Raw genomic sequence first — 14,968 nt, 5'->3', positions numbered from 1 at the left:
GCCAGGACATACCGCTGGTCGGCGTTGTTCGCGGCGTCGCCCAGCGCCTTCTCGACCGGGCTCGACCCCTTGGTCGGCGTGGTGAGTGAACTCATCGGGCCCTCCCGCTCGCTGCTTGCTCCGATCGTCACACCCGTGCGTCGCGAACGCACGTCGATGCATCGAAAATGAATCGCTCCGCCATAGCCAAGATCGGCGAAGGTGGATTACCCGAGCTACGCTTGCGTCAGTTCTGCGTCGAAGCTGCATCGGAGGTGCGCGTGGTCTTCGAGTACTCCAGCGTCGTCGCCGCGCCCGTCGACGAGGTGTTCGCCTGGCACGGCCTGCCCGGCGCGATCACGCGGCTCACCCCGCCGTGGCAGCCGGTGCGGGTCGGCGCGGAAGCTGCGTCCCTGCGCGACGGCACGGCCGAGCTGGTCCTGCCCGGCGGGCCGAAGTGGCTCGCGGCGCACCAGGCCGACGGCTACCGGCCGCCGCACCAGTTCACCGACCGGCTGGCCACGCCGGTGGTCTCGGCCGTCCTGCCGTGGCGGCACACCCATCGGTTCGAGCCGGACGGCGCCGGCCGCACGGTGGTCACCGACCGCGTGGAGACACCGGTGCCGGCGGCGCTGCTGCGGTCGATGTTCGCCTACCGCCACCGGCAGCTGGCCGCGGACCTGGCCGCGCAACGGCGGTACCGGCACGAACCGCTCACCGTCGCGGTGACCGGGGCGAGCGGCCTGGTCGGCACGGCGCTGACGGCCCTGCTCACCACCGGCGGCCACCGGGTGGTCCGCCTGGTCCGCCGTCCCGCGCGCGAGCCCGGCGAACGGACCTGGCGTCCGGAGGACCCCGGCGCCGACCTCCTCGCCGGGGTCGACGCGGTGGTCCACGTCGCCGGCGCCTCGGTCGCCGGGCGGTTCGGCGAACGCCACCGGCGGACCGTGCGGGACAGCCGGATCGGACCCACCCGGAAACTCGCCGAGCTGGCCGCCCGCACCCCGGACGGGCCGGGGGTGTTCGTCACGGCGTCCGCCGTCGGGTTCTACGGGCCGGAGCGCGGCGACGAGGTCCTCACCGAGGACAGCGCTCGCGGCGGAGGTTTCCTCGCCGGCGTCGTCGACGACTGGGAGGCCGCCACCGGCCCCGCCGCCGCCGCGGGTATCCGCGTCGTCCGGGTGCGCACCGGCCTGGTGCTCAGCCCGCGCGGGGGCGTCCTGCGGCTGCAGCGCCCGCTGTTCGCGGCCGGGCTGGGCGGTCCGCTCGGGACCGGACGGCAGTGGATGCCGTGGATCGGGCTCGACGACCTCACCGACGTCTACCTGAGAGCGGTGACCGACCGCGCCCTCGCCGGCCCGGTCAACGCCGTCGCCCCGGAGCCGGTGCGCAACGCCGAGTACACCCGCGTCCTCGCGGGGGTGCTGCACCGCCCGGCGGTGCTCGCCGTGCCGTCGCTCGGCCCCCGCCTGCTGCTCGGCTCCGCCGGCGCCCGCGAACTGGCGCTCGCCGACCAGCGGGTGATCCCGCGGCGGCTGCTGGACGCCGGGCACGAATTCCGCCACCCCGAACTCCGGGACGCCCTCGCCCACTCCCTCGGCGCCGGCACCCGCGTTCCGGCCCGACCGACCGCAGGAGAACCGGTATGACCACCGTGCACCGCCCCGCTCCGCCGCTCGCGCTGGCGGGTTTCGTCGCCGCGGTGGCCGTCGTCGCCGCCGTCGGCAGCCTCGCGGCCACGCAGTCGCGCGCTGTCTACTCCGGACTGGCGCAGCCGCCGTGGGCGCCGCCGTCCTGGTTGTTCGGTCCCGTGTGGACGGTGCTGTACCTGCTGATCGCCCTGTCCGGCTGGCTGTTCTGGCGCACCGGGGCACCCCGCCGGGAGTTCGCCTGGTACGCGGCGGGCCTGGTGCTCAACGCCGCGTGGACGCCGTTGTTCTTCGCCGCGGGCGCCTACACCCTCGCCCTGGTCGAGATCGTGGTGCTCGACGTGGTGATCGCCGCGACCGCGCTGGTGTTCCGGCGCCGCTCGGCGGCGGCCGCGGCCCTGCAGCTGCCGTACCTGGCGTGGACGCTGTTCGCGACGGCGCTCAACACGGCGATCGTGGTGCTGAACTGATGCTCGACACGCTGCTCGACCGCACGGTGGCCGTCGGCTACTCGCGCCTTGGCTACGCGCTGCGCCGGCGTACCTGGGCGGTGGACGATCCCGCGCCGGACGCCCTGCGCGGCCGGGTCGCCCTGGTGACCGGCGCGAGCTCCGGTCTCGGCGAAGCCACGGCCGCCGGGCTGGCCCGGCTGGGCGCGGAAGTGGTGCTGGTGGTGCGCGACCCCGGCCGCGGCGAGCAGGCGCTCGCCCGCGTGCGCGCGGCCGTCCCGGAGGCGAAGGTCCGCACGGCCCGGTGCGACGTGTCCTCTTTCGCGTCGGTGCGCGGGTTCGCCGCCCAGGAGCCCCGGGTGGACGTTCTGGTGCACAACGCCGGGGTGCTGCCGCCGGAACGGGCCGAGAGCGTCGACGGGCACGAGATCACGTTCGCCACGCACGTGCTCGGGCCGGTGCTGCTGACCGAACTGCTGCGCCCAGCCCTGCGCGACGGGCGGGTGATCTTCGTGTCGTCCGGCGGGATGTACACCCAGCGGCTCGCGGTCGACGATCCGGAGTTCCGCGAAGGCCGCTATCGCGGCGCGACGGCGTACGCGCGGACCAAACGGATGCAGGTCGAGCTGACGCCGTTGCTCGCGCAGCGCTGGCGGCCGGACGGGATCGCCGTGCACAGCACGCATCCCGGCTGGGCGGACACCCCCGGTTTGGCGAGTTCGCTGCCGGTGTTCCGGCGCCTGCTCGCGCCCGCGCTGCGCACGGCGGAGGAAGGGGCCGACACGGCGGTCTGGCTCGCGGCGACCCGGCCGGGGCCGCCGCCGGGCCGGTTCTGGCACGACCGGCGGGACCGGCCGACGCACGTGCTCCCCGGCACGCGCCCGGCCCCGGGCGAGGCGAAGCGCCTGCTGCGGTATTGCCTGGCGGCCGTGGGCCTGTGAACGCACCTTTGGTGCTCACGCTGACCGTGGACGAAGAGACCCGGGTGGTGTGGGACGCCTTGCGCCGGAAGTGGTTCCCACCGGAGCGGTTGGTCGTCGGAGCGCATGTGACGTTGTTCCACGCGTTGCCCGGGATCCACGAAGACGAGGTGGTCGCCGATTGTGCGGCCGTGGCGGGCTCGACGGGGCGGTTCACGCTCACGGTGGACGGGGTCCGGCCGCTGGGCCGCGGAGTCGCGCTCGTCGTCCGGGCTCCCGAACTGATGGGGGTGCACGCGCGGGTGCGGCACCGGTGGGCCGGGTGGCTGACGCGGCAGGACCAGCAGCCGCTGAAGCCGCACGTGACGGTGCAGAACAAGGTGAGCCCGGAGACGGCGGCGGCGACCCTCGCGGCGCTGCGCGCGAATTTCGGCCCCCGCGAGGCCACGGCGACCGGGCTGGCGGTGTGGCGGTACGTGGGCGGCCCGTGGGAGCCGGTCGAGCAGCTGCCTTTCGGCGGTTGAGCACCGGCGGGGGAGGCCGGCCGCCACCGGGGCGTGGCTGGGCACCGGCCGTGGGCGGGCGGCTGCGCCCGCGGAGCCAGGCGCGGCCGAGGACCCGCGCAGGGCCGTCCCCGGCGTCGGCGGCTGAACGCCGGTGCGTGCGGCATGCTGGTTCGGCGACCGAGGAGGGATCGATGACCCTGCCGACCACCATGACCGCCTGGCGCGTCACCCGGCCGGGGCCGATGGCCTCGGGACCGCTCGAAGCCGCCCGGGTGCCGGTGCCGCGGCCCGCCGCCGGCGAACTGCTCGTGCGGGTCGGCGTCTGCGGCGTCTGCCGGACCGACCTGCACGTCGCGGAAGGCGATCTGCCCGGGCACCGGCCCGGCGTCGTACCGGGGCACGAGGTCGTCGGCGAAGTCGCCGAACTCGGTGCGGACGTCGCCGGGTTCGCCGTCGGCGACCGGGTGGGGATCGCCTGGCTGCGGCACACCTGCGGCACCTGCCGGTTCTGCGAGCGGGGCAGGGAGAACCTGTGCCCGCGGTCGCGGTACACGGGCTGGGACGCCGACGGCGGGTACGCCGAGTTCGCGGTCGTCTCGGCGGCCTATGCCCTCGCGTTGCCCGCCGGCTACTCCGACGACGAGCTCGCCCCGCTCCTGTGCGCCGGGCTCATCGGCTACCACGCGCTCGCCCGCGCCGAGGTCCCCGAGCGGGGCCGCCTGGGGATCTACGGCTTCGGCGGCAGCGCGCACCTGACCGCTCAGGTGGCGATCGCCCGGGGCGCCACGGTCCACGTGGTGACACGCAGCGCCGAAGCCCGCGAACTCGCCCTCGCGCTGGGCGCGGCCTCGGCGGGCGACGCACCACCGGAGCCCCTGGACGCGGCGATCCTGTTCGCACCGGTCGGCACCCTGGTCCCACCGGCACTGGCAGCCCTCGACCGCGGGGGCACGCTGGCGATCGCGGGCATCCACCTGTCCGACGTGCCGCCGCTGAACTACCAGCGGCACCTGTTCCAGGAACGCCAGGTGCGCAGCGTCACGGCGAACACGCGAGCCGAGGCGCGGGAGTTCCTGGACTTCGCCGGGAGGAACCACCTGAGCGTCAGCACGGTGCCGTACGCCTTGGCCGACGCCGACCGGGCGCTGACGGACCTGGCCCTGGATCGTGTAACCGGTGCGGCGGTGTTGCGGGCCGGCTGACCCGGACAGGCGACGCCGTCGCAGTGGCCGCCCGGCGATCATGTTGACTGTCGGCCATGTCCGACCTCGATACCTCCGCACCACGGCCCGCCGCGGCCGTCCCGGCCCGGCGCGGTTCCGGCCTGCTGGCCGCCGCGATCGTCGTCGCCGGCATCGGCGGTGGCCTGCTCGCGTGGCACCCCTGGGACAAGCCCGCCGCGCCCGCGCCGGCCAAGGACCCGCAGCACATCACCATCCAGCACGTCGGCGACCAGAGCGAACCGGGGCAGCCCGAGTCGAGCCGGCCGGTCTACTGCCTGACCAACGACACCGGCGGCCTGTCCTGCCTGGTGATGCCCGGCCGCTACACCGGCATCGAAGAGGATCACCGCTGACTTCGCTCACCGCCGCATCCGCGGGTCGTGCGACGGGTCGGGGTACGGCGGCGGGCACCCTCGCTCGACGGCTTCGGGGCGCAGCTCGTAGTGCCACGGCTCGTTGCGGTAGATCTGGCACAGCCCGTACCCGGCGCCGTGCTCGGCCAGCCACGCCCGGGCCGCGGCGGGCCAGACGTCGACCGCCTCGCCCGACACGTGCGCCGACGTGCCGGGCGTGGCCACCCAGCGGGCGGCTTCCGCCGGCGAGCCGGACTTCGCGACCGCCTTCCGGAACAGGTGTTCCTGGTACTCGGGGGAGCGCCAGCCGCCGTTGACGAAGAACCCGACCTCGGCGTCGGCGGCCGCGCGGCGCAGAGCGCCGAGCAGGGCCGGGTCGAGGTTGACCACGGCCGGGGTCGTGTCGTCGAAGACCGGCACCGGCCGGGGGACGGCGCCGTGCGTGGTGAAGTCCATGCCCCCAGTCGAGGCGGCCCGGCGTTGCCGTCCCGTATGCGGTTTTCGATAAGCCGGCGATACGGGCCCGTCCGTAGCATCGGGGCATGCGTGTGCTGGTCGTCGAGGACGAACCCTTCCTGGCCGAGGCGATCCGCGACGGGCTGCGCCTGGAAGCGATCGCCGCCGACATCGCCGGCGACGGCGACACCGCGCTGGAGCTGCTGAGCGTCAACGCCTACGAGCTCGCGGTCCTCGACCGCGACATCCCGGGCCCGTCCGGTGACGAGATCGCCGAACGCATCGTCGCCTCCGGCAGCGGCATCCCGATCCTCATGCTCACCGCCGCCGACCGGCTCGACGACAAGGTCACCGGGTTCGAGCTCGGCGCCGACGACTACCTCACCAAGCCGTTCGAGCTGCGGGAGCTCGTGCTGCGGCTGCGGGCGCTCGACCGCAGGCGCGCCCACAACCGGCCGCCGGTGCGGGAGATCGCGGGCCTGCGGCTGGACCCGTTCCGCCGCGAGGTCCACCGCGACGGCCGGTACGTCGCGCTGACCCGCAAGCAGTTCGCCGTGCTGGAGGTCCTCGTCGGCGCCGAAGGCGGGGTCGTCAGCGCCGAGGAACTGCTGGAACGGGCCTGGGACGAGAACGCCGACCCCTTCACCAACGCCGTCCGCATCACCGTCTCCGCCCTGCGCAAGCGGCTCGGCGAACCCTGGCTCATCGCCACCGTGCCCGGCGTCGGCTACCGGATCGAAGCACCCGGAGGCGACCGTGGATAGGAAGCCCGGCCTGAGCGTCCGCCTCAAGCTCACCCTCAGCTACGCCGGCTTCGTCATGGTCGCCGGGGCCCTGCTGCTCGCGGCCGTGGGCCTGTTCCTGCTGTACTACCAGCGCCTCGGCCTGGAAACCATGCCGGTGGTGATGTCGCCGCCGGGCCGGGTCCTCATCCGCGGCTTCGCGCCGTCCGCGATCGCGGTGCTGATCTTCCTGCTGGTGTTCGGCCTCGCCGGAGGCTGGGTGCTGGCCGGCCGGATGCTCGCCCCGCTGACCCGCGTCACCGACGCCACCCGCCTGGCCGCCGACGGCTCCCTGTCCCACCGGATCCGGCTCCCGGGCCGCAAGGACGAGTTCCGCGAGCTCGCCGACGCCTTCGACACCATGCTGGCGCAGCTCGAAGCCCACGTCACCGCCCAGCAGCGGTTCGCGGCCAACGCCTCCCACGAGCTGCGCACCCCGCTGGCCGTGACGCGGACGCTGCTCGAGGTCGCCCGCAAGGACCCCACCCGCGACGCGGGCGAGCTGGTCGACCGCCTGTACGCCGTCAACACCCGGGCGATCGACCTCACCGAAGCGCTGCTCGTGCTCAGCCGGGCCGACCAGCGGTCGTTCGCCCGGGAGCGCGTCGACCTCTCGCTGACGGCGGAAGAAGCCGCCGAAACGCTGCTGCCGCTGGCGGAGGAACGCGGCGTCACCATCGAGACGTCCGGGGAGACGACGCCCACGCTCGGCTCGCCCGCGCTCCTGCAGCAGCTGACGACGAACCTGGTGCACAACGCGATCGTCCACAACCTGCCCGGTGCCGGCACGGTGTGGGCCACGACCGCCGTGCGTCCCGGCAGCGTGGTGCTCACGGTCGAGAACACCGGCGAGCCCTTGCCGCCGCAGCTGGTGTCGACGCTCGTCGAGCCGTTCCGGCGCGGCACCGAGCGCATCCGCACGACCGACCACACCGGCGTCGGGCTCGGCTTGGCGATCGTCCACAGCATCACCCAGGCCCACGGCGGAACCCTGACCCTGGCCCCGCGCGACGGCGGCGGGCTCCACGTCACGGTCCGGCTGCCCATCTGCGTCGCCCGGCGCCCGCGGTGAGGTCCTTGAAGTAGCTGTGCGAGGTCGACGTGCGCAGGTAGCCGAGACCTTCGTAGAACGGGTGGGACTCGGGACGCACGACGTTCGAGCGGACCACGATCGCCGGCAGGCCGTGCCGGGCCGCCCACTGTTCGGCGGCCCGGACGAGCGTGCGGCCGAGGCCGGCCCGGCGGGCCGCCGCGTCGACGACCAGCCCGGTGATCTCGGCGTGTTCGTCCCGGTGCAGCAGGGCCGGCCGCCGTTCGACGCCGACGTACCCGGCCAGCCGGGACTCGTCGGCCGCGACGAGCACCTGCTGGGTGGCCGAAGCGAGGACGACCGCCAGCCGGCGGGTGACGGCTTCGTGACCGGCGGGGTAGCCGAGCTGGGCCAGCAGCTCGACCAGCCGCGGGGCGTCGGCGGCCCGCACCGGACGGATCATCGGAGCGCACCCCCGGTGATCGGGAAGTCGAAGTACGTGTCCGGGTAGGGCTCGTCCCGCAACGTGTAGTGCCACCACTCCCGGTCGTACCGCCGGAACCCGCACGACTCCATGATGGCGCACAGATCGCGCCGGTTCCGCGCTTCGGCCTCGGTGATCCCGGGCGCGCCGTGGTGGGAGATCGCGTCCATCAGGTCGTGGTCGCCGCCCATCGGGGCGAGTTCCCCGGTGTCGAGGTGGTACAGCGTCAAGTCGACCGTGCTGCCCCGGCTGTGTCCCGACTTCGGGGCCACATAGCCCTTTTCGACCATCTCGGCCCGGTCGATCTTCGGGTAGTGGCGCGGTTTCCGCAGGCCGTCCTCCGGCCGCCGGGACCAGCGCAGGAAGCAGTCCACCGCGCGCTGCGGGCGGTAGCCGTCCCACAGCAGCAGGCCGAACCCGCGCGAGGCGGCCTTCTCCTGCGCCCGGCGCAGCGCCGTGCCGAGCGCTCGCGTGCCGACGACCCGGTTCGCCAGGTAGCCGTCCACCGGCTTGCCCGTGAAGTTGTCCCAGGTCGCGTACTTGGCGTCCCAGCGGATCCCCGGGGCGCACTCGTCCACGAACACGAAGTCGTCGTTCACCGGGCCTCCGTGAGCACCCGGTCGAGGACCTCGCCGAGCGAGATCCCCGCGGCGGCCATCATCCGCGGGTAGCGGCTGTACGACGTCAAGCCGGGCAACGTGTTGACCTCGTTGAGGACCACGGTCCCGTCGCCGGTCAGGAACATGTCCACTCGCGACAGTCCCCGGCAGCCCAGTGCACGGTAGACGGCCTTCGCCGTCGCCAAGACGAGCGACCGTGCCTCGTCCGGGATGTCGGCGGGCACGATGAAGGTCGAGTTCTCCGAACCGCTCTCGGGGTTGGCTTCCTGGTGGATCTTGAAGAAGCCGTGGGACAGCGCGACCCGGTCCAGCTCACCGGTGCTCAGGCCGGGGCCGTCGCCCAAGAGGGCGCAGCCGATCTCGCTGCCGGCGACGGCCTCTTCGATCAGCACCTTCGAGTCGTACTGCCGCGCGATTTCCACCGCGTCGGCCAGGTCTTCCGCACGGGTCACCTTACTGACACCGAACGAAGACCCCGACCGCGCGGGCTTGACGAACACCGGGTAGGTGAGCCCGCCGGGGTCGGCCTTTTCGCCGGCGGGGACCGTCCGGAACCTCGGCGTCGCGATCCCCGCGCTCTTCACCGCCAGGTAGGTGAGCGACTTGTCCATGCACAGGGCGGAACTCTGGATGTCACAGCCGGCGTAGGGGACGCCGGCGAGTTCCAATAAACCCTGCATCGCACCGTCCTCGCCGAGCCGGCCGTGCAGGAGGGGCAGCACGACGTCGAGGCGGATCGTCTCGTACTTCCCGTCCTCCAGGACGAGCAGGCCGTGGACGCCGCGATCGGGGGACAGCACCGCCGGGCGGCCGTTTTCCCAGTTCGGCCCGTCGCACAGGAGCCAGGTGCCCTCGCGGGTGATCCCGATCCAGAACGGCTCGTACTTGTCCGTGTCCAGGTGTTTCGCGACCTCTGTCGCGGATTTGACGGAAACGGGGTGCTCTTCGGTGGATCCCCCGAAGATGATTCCGACCTTCACCTTATCCATGTCGCAGCTCGCTTTCGAAGGTCAGGCAGTTGATGAGGCAGTTTTCGACGGTGTCGCTCAGCGCGTGATCGGTGTAGTACGCGGTGTGCGGGCTGATCAGCACGTTCGGCATGCTCTGCAGCCGCACGAGCAGTTCGCTTTCCGGTGCGGTGGTCCGGTGGTCGGCGTAGAAGATCCCTTCCTCCCCTTCGAGGACGTCCAGCGCCGCGCCGCCCAGCCGCCCGCTTTCCAGCCCCTCGACCAGGGCGCGGGTGTCCACGAGCGCACCGCGTCCGGTGTTGACCACGACCGCGCCGCGCTTCAGCTGCGCGATGCGGCGGGAGTCGAGCAGGTGGCGGGTGTCCGCGGTCAGCGGCGTGTGGAGCGTGACGACGTCGCTCAGCTGCAGCAGCTCGTCGAGCGAGGTGTAGTCGGCGGAGTTGCGGGGGCGGATGTCGTGGGCCAGCACGCGGCAGCCGAAGCCGCGCAACCGGTCCATGACCGCCACGCCGATGCGCCCGGTCCCGATGATCCCGACGGCGAGGTCGCGCAGTTCCTTCCCGCGCACGGCGCTGAGCCGGTAGTCGTACACGTCCGCACGCCGGAGCAGGGCTTTGACGTCCCGCGCCACCATGAGCATCAGCATCACGGTGTAGTCGGCCACGCTGTCCGGGGAGTAGGAGACGTTCTCGACGGCGATGCCGATGCTCTTCGCGTACTCCACGTCGAGGTGGTCGTACCCGATGCTCCGCGTGGAGATGTACCGCACGCCGGCCCGGCCGAGCGCGCGCAGCGTGGAGTTCGTGACGGCGGTCTTGTGCGCGACGCTGATGCACCGGTTTCCGCACGCCAGTTCGACAGTGGCTTCGGAAACCGCGGCTTCCGTGATGGTCGGCACGACGCCGCAGCGCGGCGCCAGCTCACGGAACAACGCGGCCTCGTCCGGCGCGCAGCCGTAGATCGTGATGCCCAGAGCCGTGTCGGTCATGCCCGCCAGTCAAGGCGAGGCGATGTTGCCGCCACGTATGCGTTTTCCGATACACCGGCGATAGGGCGGGCCGCCGCGGCGGCCCGCCCTATCGCGGGGTCAGAGCAGGGCGAACCGCTGGGCCGCCGAACCGTTGCAGTCCCAGATCTGCAGCCGCGTCCCGTTGCCGGTGGCGCCGTTGGGGGAGTCGAGGCAGCGGCCGGACTGCGGGTTGCGCAGCGAGCCGTCGGCCTGCTGCGTCCACACCTGGCCGCCGACGCCGTTGCAGTCCCAGAGTTCGACCTGGGTGCCGTTGGCCGTGCCGTTGCCGTTGATGTCGAGGCAGCGGCCCAGGGTGCGCAGCGCGCCGCCGGCGAGGTGGAACCAGTGCTGGTCGACGGCGAAGGACTGGCAGTCCCACAGCTGCACGGCGGTCCCGTTCACGCCGTGGTCGTCGCCGTCGACGTCGACGCACTTGCCGCCGGGGCCGGTGATCGGGCCGCCGCCGGTGACGGAGAACTTCTGCGCCGCGGAGCCGTTGCAGTCCCAGATCTGCAGGCGCGTGCCGTTGGCGGTGGCGCCGCTGGGGGAGTCGAGGCAGCGGCCGGACTGCGGGTTGCGCAACGAGCCGTCGGCCTGCTGCACCCACTTCTGGCCGCCGACGCCGTTGCAGTCCCAGAGTTCGACTTGGGTGCCGTTGGCCGTGCCGTTGCCGTTGATGTCGAGGCAGCGGCCCACAGTGGACAGTGACGAGTCCGCGTTGTGCGCCCAGTGCTGGTCGGCCGCGTTGGCCTGGCAGTCCCACAGCTGCACGGCGGTGCCGTTGCCGCCGGTGTCGTCCCCGGAGACGTCGAGGCACTTGCCGCCGGGCCCGGAAACCGGTGCGGCGTAGGGCGGGGTTCCGGTGCTGCCCGCGTAGCCGACGGAGACCACATTGGACTGGACGGCGTCGTCCGCGGCGTCGCTGGGGTAGCCCGCGGTCATCACGCCTTCGAAGAACGAGCCGATGGAGGCGTTGCTGTTGTCGCCGCCGGTGCCGAGCACGATCGAGCCCTCCTGGTGCATCGGCATGTACCCGCCCGAGGGCAGCGTGCCGTTGTACCAGGTGGTGAGACCGCCGCTCTGGGAGTTGCCGCCCTTGAGCGCGAAGGTGGTCTGGCCGTTGTTCTTCAGCAGCGCGGTGACGAACGGCGTGGCGTTGCCGCGGTTGGCGGTGTTGGAGCGGTTGCCCTGGAACAGGCCGTTCTCGAGGTCGCCCGCCACCCACGGGCCGATTCCGGTGCAGGGCGGGAAGTAGCAGGTGGTGCCGAGGTTCACCGCGTCCATGTGGCCGTTGCCGGTGTCGGCGATCTGCGCCTCGACGTTGCCGTAGTCGAAGCAGCAGCCGCCGTTGACGTGCGTGCCGCTGGCGACCATGTACATGCCCTCGGGCTGGCCGTTGCGCGCGACGCCGGCGCCGACGTAGTGCCGGTACCCGGTGCCGGGGGAGACGTAGACGCCGTAGACCTTGTGCCCGCCGGCGGTGACGGGCAGGGCGGCCGCGTTCGCGCCGACGTCCTGCCCGCCCGCGGTGCCCGGGCCCTCGACGGTGAGGTCGTTGTGCCGCGGCGACTGGTCGTAGATGACGGTGATGGTGCAGGAAGTCCCGGCGCAGAAGGAGTCCTGCGCGGCGGCGTTGGCATACCCGCCGGCGGCGAGCAACCCGATGTCCGTTTCGGCCCGGTCGGAGGCGCGCTGCACGCGGTAGAGCGCGCCGCCGTAGGCCGAGTAGAGCGCCCGGGTGGTGCTGTGCGCGGCAACGCAGGCGGTACCGGCGGAACCGTAGATGTCGCACGGCAGCGAGCCGGCGGCTTCCGCGGGGGCGCCCAGGCCGAGGACGGTTCCGAGCACGAGCAGGAGGGTGGCGAGCAGGCTTCGACCGGCGGCGCGGGGCACGGGGACCTCACTCTCGAGCCGCAGGTCGACGACCCGGGCGGATTTTACAACGTTGTATTTCCGGGAGAGAAGGGGGACGCGGGAGGAGCGGTCGGGATGGGGGAAGGGTAGGTCCGGGTTCTCCGCCGTGTCAACGGGGTGGTCCAGTCCACCCACCGGACGGCCCAGTGGCGGCCGGGGGTGCCGGCTCGCGCACCGCCGGCAGCGGTGCCGCCGGGTCCGGCGGCACCGCCGGACCCGGCGGCGAGCACCCCGGCCCGGCGGCGCACAGCCACCACCCGGTGGCAGTTCGTTTTCGTTCCTTTCGCGAAAAGGCGTGGAGAATCAGTCCGGAAAACCGATTGCGGTCCACCCGACTCGCCGTCGTCCCCGGGTGGTGCGGTTCTGAACAACTGTGCGAATCCGTTTCCGCCGGGCTGCCCCGGGATCAGCCCATCGGGGCACTCATTCCCCGGTCAGCGGCTTCCGCGGCGCACACGATGGTGGCTCCGCGCGGAACCGAACGGCATTTTTCAGTACGTTTCCCCCATCCGGGACGGCCAACACACCTTGTCGCGGTCCCGGTCGTTTCGTACGTCTACTCGAGGAGTTCCCATGCTGAAGAAGCTCGGTATCGTCGTGGCCGCCACGGCCGCTGGCGCGTTCCTGGCCGGCGGCGTCGCGGCCGCCGGTACGCCGGACCACCACGGTCACCACGGCCACGACCACAGCAGCCAGCTCGGCCTGCTGAACCTGAGCAACACCGACGCGCTGCACAACCTGAACGTCACCCCCGGCGTCTGCGACAACAACATCAACGTGCTGGGCGTCCAGGTCCCGGTCCAGAACTCCCTCAACGGCATCGGCGTGCCGATCCTCTCGCCGGGCGAGAACGAGGCGAGCGGCGAGAACCCGGAGAACTGCGCGTCCGGTGCGATCGCCGACGGTGGCACCAGCCAGGACAACTGAGTCCCCGCGCCGCGGCCGCCCGTTGTGTGTGCGGAAGCCGGCCCTGGCGCGGAACCCGGTGTAGCACCGGAAGCCGTACTGCGTGCCCGGAACAGGGAGCGAGCTGCACACTCCGGTTCCCCGTCCCGGGCACGCCGCGGCGTCGGGTGTTCGCCGGCCCGGGTGGGGCCGGTCACGAGCCGGCCCCACCCCCGTCCGGCCGCGGGTCGAGCTGTCCCTTGTGGACGGCGCCGACGACCCGCCCGTCGGACAGCAGCCAAGCCGCCTCGTGCGCACCGAGGCGGTCCGCGGCCGCGGACCGGGTCTCGCCGAGCCCGACGGCCGGCAGCGGACCGGTGACGTACTCCGTGATCGGGTCGCCGGGCCGGACTACGCCCGCCTCGACGGCCCGGCGCAGCTCGCCGACGTCGAGCGCGCCCGTCACCTCCGCGACCGACGGCGGTTCCGGCGACGGCCGGACGCCCACCGGCAGCACCGCGTGCCCGCCGGCCGCGGCGAGCGCCTCGCCGGCCGTCGCCGTCGCGGGCAGCCCGGGTGCCGCCGCCGGCAGGGGACCGACGACGTCGGCGACGGTCGTTTCCCCCGCGTGCTCGACGGGGAAGCCGAGGCGGTCCAGCCACCCGTCGTCGTAGTACTTCGACAGGTACGACCGGCCGGAGTCCGGGACCACGACGACGACCAGGTCGTCCGGGGACAGCCCGGCGGCGACCCGCAGGGCCACGGCCACCGCGGTCCCGGCCGACGCGCCCAGCAGCAGGCCTTCTTCCCGCGCCAGCCGCCGGGTGACCAGGATGGACTCGCGGTCGCCGACCGGCACGACGTCGTCGACGACGTCGAGGTGGTAGGAGCGCGGCCACAGGTCCTCGGCGGTGTCCGGGTGCCGGTAGTGCCCGATGCTCTCGACCAGGTACGGGCTGCCATCGCCGCCGGAGTAGACCGAGTGCTCGGGATCCGCGCCGACCACCCGCACCCGGCCGCCGCTGACCTCCTTCAGGTACGCGCCGGCGCCGCTGATCGTCCCGCCGGTGCCGACCCCCGCGACGAAGTGCGTGAGCCGGCCGCCGGTCTGGCGCCAGATCTCGGGTCCGGTCGTCTCGCGGTGTGCCGCCGGGTTGGCGGGGTTGTCGTACTGGTCGGCGAGCCAGCCGCCCCGCTCCGCGGCGATCCGCCGGGCGAGCTGCCGGACGTGCGCCGGGTCTTCCCGCGGCACCGTCCCGGGCGTGGTCACCACTTCGGCGCCGTACGCGCGCAGGATCGCGATCTTCTCCCGGCTGGTCTTGTCGGGCACCACGACGGTCAGCCGGTAGCCGAGCTGGGCGGCCACGATCGCCAGCCCGATGCCGGTGTTGCCCGAGGTGCCTTCGACGATGAGCCCGCCGGGTTCCAGCGCGCCCGAGCGTTCCGCGTCGAGCACCATCGCCAGCGCGGCCCGGTCCTTGACGCTGCCGCCCGGGTTGAGGAACTCGGCCTTGACGTAGATGCGCGGGCCGTCCGGCGGCGCGATCCGGGCCAGCCGGATCAACGGGGTGCCGCCGATCGCGTCGAGCACGGAGTCGAACGCCTCGATCTCGGCGGGTTCTTCGGCTGCCACGCGCGCTCCCTCGGGTCCGGTTCTCCACAGCTGTCCCCGCCAGCGTGCCAGAAGCCCCCGTTGCCTAAGTGGGACAATGTCCCGTATCTTAACCGGGACGCTGTCCCA

Annotated in this window: 16 protein-coding genes; 9 read left to right on the top strand and 7 right to left on the bottom strand. The window is 73.0% G+C overall.

The genetic code is table 11. The annotated features are described in order from the left end of the window. Window positions 1–254 precede the first annotated feature (254 nt). The 6 genes from AB0J40_RS09785 (at window position 255) to AB0J40_RS09760 (ending at window position 5,079) form a co-directional block, all read left to right on the top strand. Complete coding sequence (locus AB0J40_RS09785; RefSeq protein ID WP_364450029.1) at window positions 255–1,628, top strand: TIGR01777 family oxidoreductase; 1,374 nt, start codon at window positions 255–257, stop codon at window positions 1,626–1,628. Further along, on the top strand, window positions 1,625–2,098 hold the full coding sequence (locus AB0J40_RS09780) for a TspO/MBR family protein (protein WP_364450027.1): 474 nt from the start codon (window positions 1,625–1,627) through the stop codon (window positions 2,096–2,098). The genes AB0J40_RS09785 and AB0J40_RS09780 overlap by 4 nt, the downstream gene beginning before the upstream one ends. After that, window positions 2,098–3,018, top strand: coding sequence for an SDR family NAD(P)-dependent oxidoreductase (locus tag AB0J40_RS09775; RefSeq protein ID WP_364450024.1), 921 nt, complete (start codon window positions 2,098–2,100; stop codon window positions 3,016–3,018). Before AB0J40_RS09780 ends, AB0J40_RS09775 begins: the two co-directional genes overlap by 1 nt. Then, window positions 3,015–3,521: a 2'-5' RNA ligase family protein gene (locus AB0J40_RS09770; RefSeq protein ID WP_364450021.1), complete on the top strand. Its 507-nt coding sequence runs from the start codon at window positions 3,015–3,017 to the stop codon at window positions 3,519–3,521. Before AB0J40_RS09775 ends, AB0J40_RS09770 begins: the two co-directional genes overlap by 4 nt. Window positions 3,522–3,712: 191 nt before the next feature. Beyond that, window positions 3,713–4,705, top strand: coding sequence for a zinc-binding alcohol dehydrogenase family protein (locus tag AB0J40_RS09765; protein ID WP_364450083.1), 993 nt, complete (start codon window positions 3,713–3,715; stop codon window positions 4,703–4,705). Between the two features lie 56 nt (window positions 4,706–4,761). Next, window positions 4,762–5,079, top strand: coding sequence for a hypothetical protein (locus AB0J40_RS09760; RefSeq protein ID WP_364450018.1), 318 nt, complete (start codon window positions 4,762–4,764; stop codon window positions 5,077–5,079). 6 nt (window positions 5,080–5,085) lie between these two features. On the opposite strand, the gene AB0J40_RS09755 is transcribed toward AB0J40_RS09760, so the two are convergent. Then, a complete protein-coding gene (locus tag AB0J40_RS09755; protein WP_364450016.1) occupies window positions 5,086–5,535 on the bottom strand; it encodes a M15 family metallopeptidase in 450 nt (149 codons plus the stop codon). Between the two features lie 86 nt (window positions 5,536–5,621). Between AB0J40_RS09755 and AB0J40_RS09750 the strand changes: the two genes are divergently transcribed. Together AB0J40_RS09750 and AB0J40_RS09745 are read left to right on the top strand one after the other, a co-directional pair. Beyond that, the gene (locus tag AB0J40_RS09750) at window positions 5,622–6,299 is read left to right on the top strand and encodes a response regulator transcription factor (protein WP_364450013.1); all 678 of its coding nucleotides are present in this window, start codon (window positions 5,622–5,624) and stop codon (window positions 6,297–6,299) included. Beyond that, window positions 6,292–7,389, top strand: a complete 1,098-nt coding sequence (locus AB0J40_RS09745; RefSeq protein WP_364450011.1) for a HAMP domain-containing sensor histidine kinase — start codon at window positions 6,292–6,294, stop codon at window positions 7,387–7,389. Before AB0J40_RS09750 ends, AB0J40_RS09745 begins: the two co-directional genes overlap by 8 nt. On the opposite strand, the gene AB0J40_RS09740 is transcribed toward AB0J40_RS09745, so the two are convergent. From AB0J40_RS09740 to AB0J40_RS09720, 5 genes are all read right to left on the bottom strand, one after another. Next, on the bottom strand, window positions 7,346–7,810 hold the full coding sequence (locus AB0J40_RS09740) for a GNAT family N-acetyltransferase (protein WP_364450008.1): 465 nt from the start codon (window positions 7,808–7,810) through the stop codon (window positions 7,346–7,348). The two genes, AB0J40_RS09745 and AB0J40_RS09740, sit on opposite strands and share 44 nt — an antisense overlap. Next, entirely contained in the window at window positions 7,807–8,430 is a 624-nt protein-coding gene (gene vanX, locus AB0J40_RS09735) for a D-Ala-D-Ala dipeptidase VanX (RefSeq protein WP_364450006.1), read from the bottom strand. The genes AB0J40_RS09740 and vanX overlap by 4 nt, the downstream gene beginning before the upstream one ends. Beyond that, on the bottom strand, window positions 8,427–9,440 hold the full coding sequence (vanA, locus tag AB0J40_RS09730) for a D-alanine--(R)-lactate ligase (RefSeq protein ID WP_364450003.1): 1,014 nt from the start codon (window positions 9,438–9,440) through the stop codon (window positions 8,427–8,429). Before vanA ends, vanX begins: the two co-directional genes overlap by 4 nt. Continuing rightward, window positions 9,433–10,407: a D-isomer specific 2-hydroxyacid dehydrogenase family protein gene (locus AB0J40_RS09725; RefSeq protein ID WP_364450000.1), complete on the bottom strand. Its 975-nt coding sequence runs from the start codon at window positions 10,405–10,407 to the stop codon at window positions 9,433–9,435. Before AB0J40_RS09725 ends, vanA begins: the two co-directional genes overlap by 8 nt. Before the next feature lie 99 nt (window positions 10,408–10,506). Then, window positions 10,507–12,321, bottom strand: a complete 1,815-nt coding sequence (locus AB0J40_RS09720; RefSeq protein ID WP_364449998.1) for an arabinofuranosidase catalytic domain-containing protein — start codon at window positions 12,319–12,321, stop codon at window positions 10,507–10,509. A 594-nt stretch (window positions 12,322–12,915) separates the two neighbouring features. Between AB0J40_RS09720 and AB0J40_RS09715 the strand changes: the two genes are divergently transcribed. Continuing rightward, entirely contained in the window at window positions 12,916–13,269 is a 354-nt protein-coding gene (locus AB0J40_RS09715; protein WP_364449995.1) for a hypothetical protein, read from the top strand. 172 nt (window positions 13,270–13,441) lie between these two features. On the opposite strand, the gene AB0J40_RS09710 is transcribed toward AB0J40_RS09715, so the two are convergent. After that, window positions 13,442–14,860, bottom strand: coding sequence for a pyridoxal-phosphate dependent enzyme (locus AB0J40_RS09710; RefSeq protein WP_364449992.1), 1,419 nt, complete (start codon window positions 14,858–14,860; stop codon window positions 13,442–13,444). Window positions 14,861–14,968 lie beyond the last annotated feature (108 nt).

The organism is Amycolatopsis sp. NPDC049691, from assembly GCF_040675005.1.
Classification (GTDB): Bacteria; Actinomycetota; Actinomycetes; order Mycobacteriales; family Pseudonocardiaceae; genus Amycolatopsis.
Note: the sequence above shows the minus strand (reverse complement) of the source record. Positions and strands in the feature narration are given on the sequence as shown.